The 12,766-nt window shown below is 59.8% G+C and carries 9 protein-coding genes; 4 read left to right on the forward strand and 5 right to left on the reverse strand.

Annotated features, from left to right (window positions below):
• Positions 1–171: 171 nt before the first annotated feature.
• Positions 172–330, forward strand: a complete 159-nt coding sequence (locus RMV17_RS15020; RefSeq protein ID WP_016985118.1) for a hypothetical protein — start codon at positions 172–174, stop codon at positions 328–330.
• A 125-nt stretch (positions 331–455) separates the two neighbouring features.
• On the opposite strand, the gene RMV17_RS15025 is transcribed toward RMV17_RS15020, so the two are convergent.
• A complete protein-coding gene (locus tag RMV17_RS15025) occupies positions 456–968 on the reverse strand; it encodes an MgtC/SapB family protein (RefSeq protein WP_311880835.1) in 513 nt (170 codons plus the stop codon).
• Between the two features lie 124 nt (positions 969–1,092).
• Between RMV17_RS15025 and RMV17_RS15030 the strand changes: the two genes are divergently transcribed.
• The 3 genes from RMV17_RS15030 to mapR all read left to right on the forward strand — a co-directional run bounded on the left by RMV17_RS15030 (position 1,093) and on the right by mapR (position 4,725).
• Positions 1,093–1,341: a DUF3203 family protein gene (locus RMV17_RS15030; protein WP_311880836.1), complete on the forward strand. Its 249-nt coding sequence runs from the start codon at positions 1,093–1,095 to the stop codon at positions 1,339–1,341.
• Between the two features lie 195 nt (positions 1,342–1,536).
• Positions 1,537–2,967 carry a cytochrome c oxidase accessory protein CcoG gene (gene ccoG / locus RMV17_RS15035; RefSeq protein ID WP_311880837.1) on the forward strand — a complete coding sequence of 477 codons (1,431 nt, stop codon included), beginning with the start codon at positions 1,537–1,539 and terminating at the stop codon, positions 2,965–2,967.
• A gap of 348 nt (positions 2,968–3,315) precedes the next feature.
• A complete protein-coding gene (mapR, locus tag RMV17_RS15040) occupies positions 3,316–4,725 on the forward strand; it encodes a GntR family transcriptional regulator MpaR (protein ID WP_034155962.1) in 1,410 nt (469 codons plus the stop codon).
• Positions 4,726–4,874: 149 nt separating this feature from the next.
• Here mapR and RMV17_RS15045 read toward each other — a convergent pair whose 3' ends face one another.
• From RMV17_RS15045 to RMV17_RS15060, 4 genes are all read right to left on the reverse strand, one after another.
• On the reverse strand, positions 4,875–5,621 hold the full coding sequence (locus RMV17_RS15045) for an SDR family oxidoreductase (RefSeq protein ID WP_038368973.1): 747 nt from the start codon (positions 5,619–5,621) through the stop codon (positions 4,875–4,877).
• Between the two features lie 195 nt (positions 5,622–5,816).
• Positions 5,817–7,898: an EAL domain-containing protein gene (locus RMV17_RS15050; protein ID WP_311880842.1), complete on the reverse strand. Its 2,082-nt coding sequence runs from the start codon at positions 7,896–7,898 to the stop codon at positions 5,817–5,819.
• A gap of 290 nt (positions 7,899–8,188) precedes the next feature.
• Positions 8,189–9,658: an efflux transporter outer membrane subunit gene (locus RMV17_RS15055; RefSeq protein WP_311880844.1), complete on the reverse strand. Its 1,470-nt coding sequence runs from the start codon at positions 9,656–9,658 to the stop codon at positions 8,189–8,191.
• Positions 9,655–12,762: an efflux RND transporter permease subunit gene (locus RMV17_RS15060; RefSeq protein ID WP_311880846.1), complete on the reverse strand. Its 3,108-nt coding sequence runs from the start codon at positions 12,760–12,762 to the stop codon at positions 9,655–9,657. Before RMV17_RS15060 ends, RMV17_RS15055 begins: the two co-directional genes overlap by 4 nt.
• Between the last annotated feature and the right edge of the window lie 4 nt (positions 12,763–12,766).

Consider the following 12,766-nt stretch of genomic DNA (forward strand, 5'->3'; position numbering starts at 1 on the left):
GTGTTCACAACGAAGCACCTGCCCCGAAATGAACTCACTTAGGTTCCGAGCGACCGACGCCGGGAAAAGTTCAGATGAAATTGCCGTGTCAGAAAAGCGGATCGAATTGCGTGCAGGGTGGTCAATCCACTTAAGCACTTCTCACGCCATGTGCCACACGGAGGTCATCAGATGAACATCCCGATCCCGGCCGAAACGCCAGATCCGAACATCGACAAACCCACGCTGCCCGAGACCGAGCCGCAACCGATTCCCGAGCAGGAACCGCCCGGCACCACGCCACCACCGAAAGAAGAACCGCCGAGCACGATGCCACCAGTCATCGTCTGATTGATCGTTCCCACGCTCCGCGTGGGAATGCAGCCCGGGACGCTCCGCGTCCCAAAGCGGACGCGGAGCGTCCATTGAGGCATTCCCACGCAGAGCATGGGAACGATCATCCGGCGCAGGAATGATCAGTGGTCATCAGTTTTTTCCTCGTCCTTTTCGAAAAGCTTCACGATGCGCGGCATCACGCTAAAAATTGCCAGTGCGAGAAAGGTGCTGAGCAATGCCGTAGCCTCTTTGCCCAACCCGGCAGCCACACCAATGGCCGCCGTCATCCACAGCCCGGCAGCGGTGGTCAGGCCTTTGACATGGCCTTCATCGCCTTCCTTGTTTTTCAGGATAGTCCCGGCACCGAGAAAGCCGATCCCGGCTATCACCCCTTGCACCACGCGGCTCATCGCATCCGACTCCGCCCCGGACGTCTGCGGCACCAGCACAAACAGCGCGGCGCCAAGCGCTACCAGCATGTGCGTGCGCACTCCGGCAGCCTTGCCCTTGTGCTCGCGCTCAAAACCGAGAATCCCGCCCAGTACCGCCGCCATCAGCAGGCGCACGGTAATGCGCGTCAATTGCGAAGCATCGCCAACGTCGGCGAATTCCGCTTGCAGGGTTTCCCACACTTCATGCCACCACCCGTTCATCGTGCAGTCCTGGTTATTGGCTGGATAAACGATGGACAGCGGCGACCATTAATCAGTTGCGCAGAACGATCGACGAAGCGTGCGCCCTAACCTTTCAGACCCCCCTGAAAAAAGGACTGCCCTTATGCCCCTTCGAGTCGATGAATCCAACCCCGAGCAAAAAGTGTGTTTTTTCACCGTTGAACATGGCGAGGAAATTCGCATTTGCGACACCCTGGAAGTCATGACGGATAGCGAAAAATCCATGTCGTTCGTGGAAATAGAAGGCCGACGCGTTTACATCACCGAGGCAGAAGCTGACGCCTTGACCGTCGCAGGCGCCAGGGACGGACGCAAACACCTGAAAGCCGACGAGAGTGATTCGGTGATTTGACTGACCTTGATCAACACCCCGCGCAAACGTCTGCGATAGGCGTTTGCGCCTTTGCCTGCGGGTTGCTTCAAGTTGTCGCAGGCGCAGCGCAAAATCGCATCTGATCCGCTTTTTATTGAAATACCTGAGTCTGTTATGCAAACAGATCGACGCTCATAGTGCTCTGGCCTGATGGAGGCTGATGAGCGAATAACCATGAGCGAACAAATCCCCGTCCGATCCGTAGAAGCATCCCCCACTATCAAAAGTGTGCCCGCACGCCCAATGAAGGCGACGGCCAGGTCCAGCGACAACCAGATCCACACCCGCAGCTTCACCGGTCTGTTCCGCACCCTGCGCATGAGCGGCGCGGGATTTCTGTTCGTGCTGTTTTTCGGCACGGTGTGGCTGAACTGGGGCGGACGTCAGGCGGTGCTCTGGGATCTTTCCGAAAGCAAATTCCACATCTTCGGCGCGACGTTCTGGCCGCAGGATTTCATCCTGCTCTCGGCACTGCTGATCATCGCCGCGTTCGGCCTGTTCGCCATCACCGTGTTCGCCGGCCGGGTCTGGTGCGGCTACACCTGCCCGCAGAGTTCGTGGACGTGGATCTTCATGTGGTGCGAGAAGATCACCGAAGGCGAGCGCAACCAGCGGATCAAACTGCAAGCCGCGCCGTGGAGCCTGAACAAACTGGCACGCCGTGCCGCCAAGCACACCCTCTGGCTGGCGATCAGCGTACTGACCGGCCTGACCTTCGTCGGCTACTTCACGCCGATCCGGCCACTGGCTGAAGAACTGCTGACCCTGCAAATCGGCGGCGTCAGCCTGTTCTGGGTACTGTTTTTCACTGCCGCCACCTACATCAACGCCGGTTGGCTGCGTGAAGCGGTGTGCATGCACATGTGCCCGTATGCGCGGTTCCAGAGCGTGATGTTCGACAAGGACACCCTGGCGATTTCCTACGACGTGGCCCGTGGCGAGAACCGTGGCCCGCGTAAACGCGACGTGAAACCGCTCGAGGCTGGCCTCGGTGATTGCGTCGACTGCCAGTTATGTGTGCAGGTCTGCCCGACCGGCATCGACATCCGTGACGGCTTGCAGATGGAATGCATCGGTTGCGCCGCATGCATCGACGCCTGTGATTCGATCATGGACAAAATGAACTACCCGCGCGGTTTGATCCGCTACAGTTCCGAGCGCGAATTGCAGGGTGGCAAGACCCATCTGCTGCGCCCGCGCCTGATCGGTTACACCGTGGTGCTGGTGGCGATGATCGGCGCATTGGCATTGGCGTTGGTCGAGCGGCCGATGGTCTCGCTGGACGTGACCAAGGATCGCGGGCTGTTCCGCGAGAACGGTCAGGGGCAGATCGAAAACATCTATAGCCTCAAAGTCATCAACAAGACCCAGCAGCGTCAGGATTACCACCTGAGTCTGGTCGACGGCGAAGGCTTCCAATTGCAGGGCAAGACCGAGCTGAGCCTGGCGCCGGGGGAAATTGTCGATGTCCCGGTGTCGGTGGCAATGACCACGGAACGCCCGGCCAGCAGCTCGCAGACCTTGAGCTTCAAGATTGCCGACAGCGATGAGCCTGAGGTTTACAGCGTGGCGAAGAGCAGGTTTGTTGCGCCGATGAATCGTTGAGCCGTTAGAATCTTTTCCCCTCACCCCAGCCCTCTCCCGGGGGTAGAGGGGGGCCGACCGTGGTGTCTGTCGCTATACATCGACCTGACAGACCGAGTTGATTATGAATTCAACAAAGCAATTTCAGGCCGAGTCGATTGTGGATTCAGTAAAGCACATCAAGCCGAGTCGATTACGGATTCAGCAAAGCACATCAAGCTGAGTCGATTGTGGATTCAGCAAAGCACTTTCAGGTCGGTGTAGTTCGCAAGCATCCCCCAATCAGTCCCCTCTCCCTCTGGGAGAGGGTTAGGGTGAGGGGCAGTTCCCCTGACACACCTCATCATCAACCAGCACCAAGGCTCCTCGATGAAACGCTACGAAAAATTCGCCGACGACATCGCTGAACTGATCCGCTCCGGCGTCCTTGGCCCCGGCCAGCGCGTGCCTTCGGTGCGCTACGCCAGCCAGACCTACGGCGTCAGCCCGTCCACGGTGTTTCAGGCCTACTACCTGCTCGAACGCCGCGGCCTGATCCGCGCGCGACCGCGCTCCGGCTACTTCGTCAACACCCATGCGCCGAGCCCGTTCTCGGAGCCTGTGATCAGCAGCCACGTCAACGACTCCACCGAAGTCGACGTCAGCGAACTGGTGTTCTCGGTTCTCGATTCGATCAAAGACCCGAGCACCATCCCCTTCGGCTCGGCATTCCCCAGCCCGACCCTGTTCCCGCTGCAACGCCTGTCGCGCTCGCTGGCCAGCGCCGCCCGCGAGATGGACCCACGCATGGTCGTCACCGACATGTCACCGGGCAACCCGCAACTGCGCCGGCAGATCGCTCTGCGTTACATGGTCGGCGGCCTGATGCTGCCGATGGAAGAATTGCTGATCACCAACGGCGCCCTCGAAGCGCTGAACCTGTGCCTGCAAGCCGTGACCGAACCGGGCGATCTGGTGGCCATCGAAGCCCCGGCCTTCTATGCCAGCCTGCAAGTACTCGAACGACTGAAACTCAAAGCCGTGGAAATCCCTGTGCATCCACGCGACGGCATCGACCTCGGCGTACTTGCGCAGACCCTGGAACGCCATCCGATCAAGGCCTGTTGGTGCATGACCAGTTTCCAGAACCCGATGGGCGCAACCATGCCCGAGGCGAAGAAACAGGAACTGGTCGAACTGCTGCGTCGCCATCAAGTGCCGCTGATCGAAGACGATGTCTACGCCGAACTCTATTACGGCCAACAGGCACCGAAACCGGCCAAGGCTTTCGACACTGAAGGTCTGGTGATGCACTGCGGCTCGTTCGCCAAGAGTCTGGCACCCGGTTACCGCATCGGCTGGGTGGCCGCCGGGCGTTATGCGCAGAAAATCGAACGATTGAAACTGATGACTTCGCTGTGCGCGTCGATGCCGGCGCAAGCCGCGATTGCCGACTATCTGCAACACGGCGGCTATGATCGGCACCTGCGCAAACTGCGCTACGCACTGGAAGAACAGCAGAGCGCGATGCTCGCTGCGATTGCCCGTTACTTCCCGGCACAGACGCGGGTCAGCCAACCGGCCGGCGGCTACTTCTTGTGGCTGGAACTGCCACCGCAGATGGACTCGTTGAAGTTGTTTCAGATGGCACTGGCGCAAGGCATCAGCATTGCGCCGGGGCCGATTTTCTCGCCGACGCAGCGGTTCAGGAATTGTATTCGGTTGAACTATGGCAGCCCGTGGACTGAAGACTCGGAAAAAGCCATGGAGACATTGGGGCGGATTGTGCGGTCGTTCTGAAAGATTGTTGCTGAATGCACTGGCCCCATCGCTGGCAAGCCAGCTCCCACAGTGTTCTATGTCACCGCGTATGTTGTGTACGACACAGAAACCTGTGGGAGCTGGCTTGCCAGCGATGGGGCCGGATCAGGCAACACAAATCCCAACGATCAGCGCCCACCCCCCAAATCAACAAACGTCCCCGTCGCATACGACGCCTTGTCGGACAACAACCAGACAATCGCCTCCGCCACCTCATCCGGCCGCCCGCCACGGGCCATTGGAATTGCCGACTCAAGCTTGCTGACCCGATCCGGATCGCCGCTCAAGGCGTGGAAATCGGTATAGATGTAACCCGGGCGCACCGCGTTGACCCGAATCCCCTCGCCTGCCACTTCCTTGGACAAACCGATGGTGAAGGTATCGAGCGCACCTTTGGACGCCGCGTAATCGACATACTCGTTCGGCGAGCCGAGACGCGAGGCCACCGACGACACATTGACGATGCTGCCGCCCTGACCGCCGTGCTTGGGCGACATGCGCAGGATCGCGTGCTTGGCGCAGAGGATCGGCGCCAGGACATTGGTTTTCATGATCTTGAGAATGCGGAATTCGGACATTTCGTCGACCCGCGACTTTTGCCCGACGGTGCCAGCGTTATTCACCAGAGCGGTGACGCGGCCCAATTCAGTGTCGACACGATGGAACAGCGCGATCACTTCGTCTTCGATGCTGACGTCGGCACGTACGGCGATGGCTTGGGCGCCCAGTGCACGAACTTGCTCCAGCACGCTTTGCGCGGCTTGTTCATCCGACTGATAGTTGATGCAGATCCGATAGCCTTGCTCGGCAGCCAACAACGCCGTAGCGGCGCCAATCCCGCGCCCGCCACCGGTGATCACAATGACTTTATCCATGCTGGCCTTTCCCCCAAATGCACACGTAACAGTCGGGGGGAAGAATAACCGCCATTGGCGGGTTTTGCATGAGCTCTGTTGTGTCGGGCCGGACGCCTTCGCGAGCAGGTCGAATCGTCGCACCGTCGCTCCCACAGGGGTATCCATTCCAAATGTGGGAGCGAGCCTGCTCGCGAAGAACGATAACGCAGTCGATCAGACCACCGCCAACTGCTCACCCCGCGCAATATTCTGCATGAATTTGTCCGCCGGCATCGGATGCCCCAGCAGATAACCCTGCAGCGAATCACAACCCAACTGCGTCAAAAATTCCTGCTGCACACCGGTTTCCACGCCTTCAGCGACAATGCGCAATCCGAGCGCCTGCCCCAACGCGACAATCGCCGAGACAATTGCCGCATCGTCGCTGTCATGCTCCAGATCACGCACAAAACCACGATCAATCTTCAGCTCGTTGGCCGGCAAGCGCTTGAGGTACATCAGGCTGGAATAACCGGTGCCAAAGTCATCGATCGACAGATCGACGCCCATGTCCGACAGCTCCTGCAACACTGTCATGCTCGCATCGGCATCGCTCATCGCCGTGGTTTCGGTGATTTCCAGAGTCAGGCTGTTGGCCGGCAAGTGGTGAGTGGCCAACGCTTTGGCCACGCTGCGCACCAACCCGGTGTGGCAGAACTGCAGCGCCGACAGGTTCACCGCGATGCGCCAATCGGTGTAACCGAGCACGTACCACTCGCGCATCTGCCGGCAGGCTTCATTGAGCACCCATTCACCAATCGGAATGATCAGCCCGGATTTCTCCGCCAGTTCGATGAACTTGTCCGGCATCAGCATGCCGTGAATCGGGTGTTGCCAGCGCAACAGCGCTTCAGCCCCGACCGGACGGCCGTTGGCGGCGTCGAACTTCGGCTGGTAATACAGACTGAACTGGCTGTGGTCCAGCGCCGCGCGCAGGTCCTGCAACAACTGCAATTGCTTGCGTGCGTTGTTGTTCATCGACGCATCAAAAAAGCTGTAACCGTTTTTGCCGCCGCCCTTGGCGTGATACATCGCCGCGTCGGCGTTCATCAGCAGTTCCTGCGCGGTCTGGCCATTGCCCGGATACAGGGCGATGCCAACGCTGGCGGAGATCTGCAGGTCATGCTCGGCGACACGGAACGATTGTGCAATCAGACCGACCTGACGTGCCGCCAGCCCCAGTGCGTCATTGGGTTCGGTCAGGCGCACCAGCAACACGAATTCATCGCCACCGATGCGCGCCAGTGTGTCCGGGCCGCGCAAGTCTTCACGCAAACGCAACCCCACTTCACGCAACAACTGGTCGCCCATGTGGTGACCGAACGCATCATTGACTGGTTTGAAGCCGTCCAGATCGATGAACATCAAGGCAAAACAGCCGCCCTGCTCATGAACCTTCTTCATTGCCTGATTGATGCGGTCGTCCAGCAACATGCGGTTCGGCAGGCCGGTCAACGTGTCGTGCAGGGCCAATTGCGTGAGTTCGCGGTTGGCCACGGTCAGCGAGTGCGCCAGATCCGCCGTGCGCGCTTCGAGGCGTGCGTCGAGAATCGATGTGAGCAAGGCAATCGACAGCACTGCCAACGTGGTGATCAACACCAGGCTGTCGAGGCCATTGCCCTTCAAACCATTGACGGTGGCGCCACAGAAACTGCCATCAGGGAATTGCGCGGCGGCCATGCCGGTGTAATGCATGCCGACAATCGCGATGCCCATGATGACCGCCGCGCCGCCGCGAATCAGCCGCACATAAGGCGAATGCTGACGCAGGCGAAAAGCGATCCACAGTGCCGCCGCCGAGGCGCCGACGGCAATCAGCAACGAAGCGCCAAACAGCGTCGGGTCGTAGTCGATCCCCGGGGTCATGCGCATCGCCGCCATGCCGGTGTAATGCATGGCACTGATCCCGGTGCCCATGATCAGCGCACCGAACGCCAGTTGCAGAACCGGCAGTTTCGGCTGGCTGACCAACCATAAGGCGAATCCACAGGACAACACGGCGATGAGCAACGACAGCGCGGTCAGGGTGATGTCGTAGCCAAGGTCGATCGGCAGTTTGAAGGCGAGCATGCCAATGAAATGCATCGACCAGACGCCGATGCCCATGGCAAACGCACCGCCGGCGGTCCAGAAATGCACCGCACGGCCCTTGGCCGTGGCAATGCGACCGGTAAGGTCGAGCGCGGTATAGGAAGCGAGGATCGCCACACACAACGAAATGAAAACCAGGGTGGAGGAATAACTACCGATGAGCATGGAATTTCTCGTGGCCACCCAACGCGGACTGCGTCCATTCTCGGTCGGGCAAATGCGGCGATTGTACTGATTACGCAGAAGAACGCACTGACAAAGTAATCAAATGGCCATCAAGCCGATGAAACGCTTGCTTGATCGTTCGGCAAGGCTCTGGCCCGGCGCTCACGGCTTTGCTCAAAACTGAAACACATACCTGTAGGAGCTGCCGGAGGCTGCGATCTTTTGATCTTGTCGTTAACAGCAAAATCAAAAGATCGCAGCCTCCGGCAGCTCCTACAAGGGGCATGGAATCAGTTGGAGTTGCTCACGTCCAGTTGCCCATCCCAGCCACCGCCCAGCGCCGCAATCAGTTGTACGCTGGCGATCAAACGGCTTTGCAGAATATTCAGCACGCTGCGCTCGTTGCTCAGCGCCGTGGCTTGCACCACCACCACATCGATGTAAGCAATCAGACCGGCCTTGTACTGGTTTTCCGTCAGGCGCAGGGAATCGCGGGCCGCATCGAGCGCTTCCTGGCGCACCGCCGCTTCGTCTTCGTACACCTTCAACTGCACCAGAAAGTTTTCCACTTCACGGAAACCGTCGAGTACGGTCTGCCGGTATTTGGCCACGGTCTGGTCGTAGACTGCTTCGGTGCGGTCGACTTCTGCCGAACGAATGCCGCCATCGAAAATCGGCAACGACAGTTTCGGCCCGACCGACCAGAAACGGTTCGGCAGGCTGACCAGATTCTGCGAGGTACTGCTGCTGTAGCCGCCGCTCAGGCTCAAGGTCAGGTCCGGGTAATATGCCGCTTTGGCCACGCCGATATTGGCGTTGGCGGCAATCACCGAACGCTCCGCCGAGGCGATGTCCGGGCGCCGTTCCAGCAACTGCGAGGGCAGGCTCAACGGTACTTGCGGCAGATTCGGGATGGTCTGCACTTCGGCAATGTTGAAATCCGCCGGCGCTTGACCGGTCAGTACGGCAATCGCATTTTCGAACTGCGCGCGTTGCCAGATCAGGTCAACCAGATCGGCCTGGGTGCTTTTCAGTTGCGTCTGTGCCTGGGCTACCGCATCGCGCCCGGAAACGCCCGCGCGGTATTGGTTCTGAGTCATTTTCAGCGAGCGTTCGTAAGCGGCAACCGTGGCTTCGAGCAGCCGTTTCTGCTGATCGATCACGCGCAGTTGCAGGTAGTTCTGCACCAACTCCGATTGCTGGCTCAGGCGCATGGCGGCCAGGTCGGCAAAACTGGCCTGGGCACTGGCCTCATCGGCTTCCAGACCACGGCGCAATTTGCCCCAGACATCGGCTTCCCAACTGACGCCCAGCTCGGCGTTATAGGTGTCGCGAATGCCACTGGAGGAACTGCTCAGACTCGAACTGCTGCTGCCGGTGCCCTGGCTGGAGCGGGTCTTGCCCAGGCTCAAGTCAACGCTGGGATAAAACGCTCCGCGAGCACTGCGCACCAAGGCCTGAGCCTGACGGTACTGGGCTTCCGACTGTGCGACGGTCTGGTTGGAATTGTTGAGTTTTTCGATCAGCCCGTTGAGCTGCTGATCGCCGTACAACTCCCACCAGGCACCACGTGCCAGCGAATCGCTCGGGTTGGCCTGAGTCCAGCCCTCGGCCTCCTTGTACTGGGCGATTTCCACAGTTTGCGGGCGCTGATAGTCCGGGCCGACAGCGCAGGCACTGAGCATCGCCACGCACAGCGACAGGCTGAGCAAACGCGAGCCGCGAGCAGTGGCCAGATTGAAAAGCGAACGGTCAGTCATAGCGGAGTTTCCAGAGCGGCGTCAGTACGCACGCCACGCCATTTGTTGAAACGATGGCGCAGCTTGTCGAGATAGAGGTAAACCACAGGCGTGGTGTAAAGCGTCAGCACTTGGCTGAAAATCAGTCCGCCGATGATGGTCAGGCCCAACGGCTGGCGCATTTCCGCACCTTCGGCACGGCTCAGCAGCAACGGCAAGGCACCGAGGATTGCCGCCAGCGTAGTCATCAGAATCGGCCGCAAGCGTTGCAGACAAGCACTGCGAATCGACTCCAGCGGCGACAGCCCCTGATGCCGTTCCAGTTGCAGCGCGAGGTCGATCATCAGAATGGCGTTTTTCTTCACCACGCCAATCAGCAGGAACAACCCGAGCAACGAGATCAGGCTGAACTCGCCGCCCAACGCATAGATCGACAGCAATGCGCCGACACCGGCTGACGGCAAGGTCGACAGAATCGTCAGCGGATGAATGTAGCTTTCGTACAGCACACCCAATACCAGATACACCGCCAGCAACGCCCCGAGAATCATGAACGGCTGGCTCTTCTGCGTAGCGGCAAAGGCGTCGGCCGTGCCGGCCATTTTCGCGATGACATCTTCCGGCAGGCCGAGCTTGGCAATCGCCCGCTCGATCGCGGCACTGCCCTGCTCCACCGTCACGCCTTCGGCCATGTCGAAGGAAATGTCTTCGGAAGCGAACTGGCCTTCGTGGCTGACGCGGTCATCTTCCAGGCTGCTCTCATAATGAGCGATCGTCGACAGCGGCACCCGGGCACCGTCAGCGGTGATCACCTGCACTTGCTTGAGCGTCACCGGGTCCTGGGCGTATTTCGGATTGACCTCCATGACCACCTGATACTGGTTGAGGCTGTCATAGATCGTCGAAATCTGCCGCTGGCTGTAGGCGTTGTTCAACACCGAGGTAACCATGTCCATGTCGATCCCCAGGCGCTTGGCCTGATCGCGGTCGACAATCAACGTCACTTGCTGGGCACCCTTGCCTTCACGCGCGTCGATCGCGGTCAGTTCAGGCAACGCCCTTAACGCGGCAACCACTTTTGGATACCACTTGCGTAACTCGCCCAGATCGCCACTTTGCAAAATGTAGCTGTACTGCGAGGTGGTCTGTTCGCGGCCGCCGCCAAATTGCAGGTCCTGATCGGCCATCAGCATCAGTTGCGCGCCAGGTACCTTGGGCATTTCCTTGCGCAGGCGTTCGATGACTTTCTGCGCGTTGAGCTGGCGATCCTTGATCGGTTTCAGGCGTACCAGCATGAAAGCGTTGTTGGTGCCGTTGGTGCCGCCGATGAACCCGGCAACACTTTCCACCGCTTCGTCCTTGAGCACGGCGCGGCGGAAAATTTCCATTTTCGGCTGCATCACGCTGAACGACAGGCCGTCGTCACCGCGCACGAAACCGATCAACTGGCCGGTGTCCTGCTGCGGCATGAAGGTTTTCGGCACCACCACGTACAGCGCGACGTTGACGCCGACGGTGATCAGCAAGCTGAGTAACGTCAAACGCCGGTGGCGCAGGACCCAGTCGAGGCTGGTGGCGTATTTGTCGACCATCCAGTCGTTGGTACGGCGGCTCCAGCGTTGCAGGCGGTTTTCCTGCCCCGGTGTGTGGGGTTTTAGCCAACGGGCGCAAAGCATCGGCGTCAACGTCAGCGAAACCACCAGCGAGACGACGATGGCCGCGGCCAGGGTGATGGAAAATTCGCGGAACAGGCTTTCGACAATCCCGCCCATGAACAGGATCGACAGGAACACCGCGACCAGCGAGACGTTCATCGATAGCAAGGTGAAACCGACTTCCTTGGCTCCGAGGTACGCGGCCTGCATCGGTTTGACGCCTTCGTCGATGTGCCGCGAGATGTTCTCCAGCACCACGATGGCGTCGTCCACCACCAGACCGGTGGCCAGAATCAGCGCCATCAGCGACAGGTTGTTCAGCGAGAAGCCATAGAGGTACATCACCGCAAAGGTGCCGACCAGCGACACCGGTACGGCCAATGTCGGAATCAGCGAGGCGCGGAAGTTACCGAGAAACAGGAACACCACCAGAATCACCAGCACCACGGCAATCAGCAAGGTCATCTCGGCTTCGTGCAACGTTGCCTTGATCACCGGCGAGCGGTCCATGGCCAGATCCAGCTTCACGCTGGCCGGCAACACCGCTTGCAAGGCCGGCAGTTGCGCCTTGATCTCGTTGACCGTCTCGATGATGTTGGCGCCGGCCTGGCGGTTGATCACCAGCAACACCGCCGCGTCATCGTTGAAGAAGCCGCTGTTGTAGCGGTCTTCGACGCCGTCACTGACCTTGGCCACGTCCTTGAGACGCAGCGCCGCGCCGTCGGCGTAGTGGATGATCAGTGATTCGTAATCCTTGGCTTTCTCCAACTGGTCATTGGCCTGGATCTGCCACAACCGTTGACCGTCCTCAACCGAGCCTTTCGGCCGGCGAACGTTGGCATCGGCGATGGTCTTGCGCACATCGTCAAGCGCCACGCCGTACTGGTTCAGCGCCTGCGGTTCAAGTTCGATGCGCACCGCCGGCAGCGAACTGCCACCGATCTGAACTTCACCAACGCCCTGCACTTGCGACAGGCTCTGCGAAAGAATCGTCGAGGCCAAATCGTAGAGCTGGCCTTTTTCCAGCACATCGGAGGTCAGCGACAGCACCATGATGGGTGCCTGCGACGGGTTGACCTTTTTGTAGGTCGGCATGCTGCGCATGCCGCTCGGCAGCAGATTGCGCGAAGCGTTGATCGCTGCCTGCACTTCCCGCGCAGCACCGTTGATGTCGCGGTCGAGGTCAAATTGCAGAATGACCCGGGTCGAACCCTGACTGGAGCGGCTGCTCATGGTGTTGACACCGGCGATCGCGCCGAAAGAGCGCTCCAGCGGCGTCGCCACCGTCGAGGCCATGACCTCCGGGCTGGCACCGGGCAGGCTCGCCTGCACGACGATCACCGGGAAGTCCATTTGTGGCAGTGGCGAAACCGGCAGCAGGCCGAAGCTGACACCGCCGAGCAGCATGATCGCCAGGCTCAACAGCATCGTCGCGACGGGACGCTTGATGAAAGGACCGGAGAGGTTCATTGAC

This window comes from Pseudomonas sp. VD-NE ins, assembly GCF_031882575.1.
In the GTDB taxonomy this organism is placed as follows: domain Bacteria; phylum Pseudomonadota; class Gammaproteobacteria; order Pseudomonadales; family Pseudomonadaceae; genus Aquipseudomonas; species Aquipseudomonas fluorescens_BZ.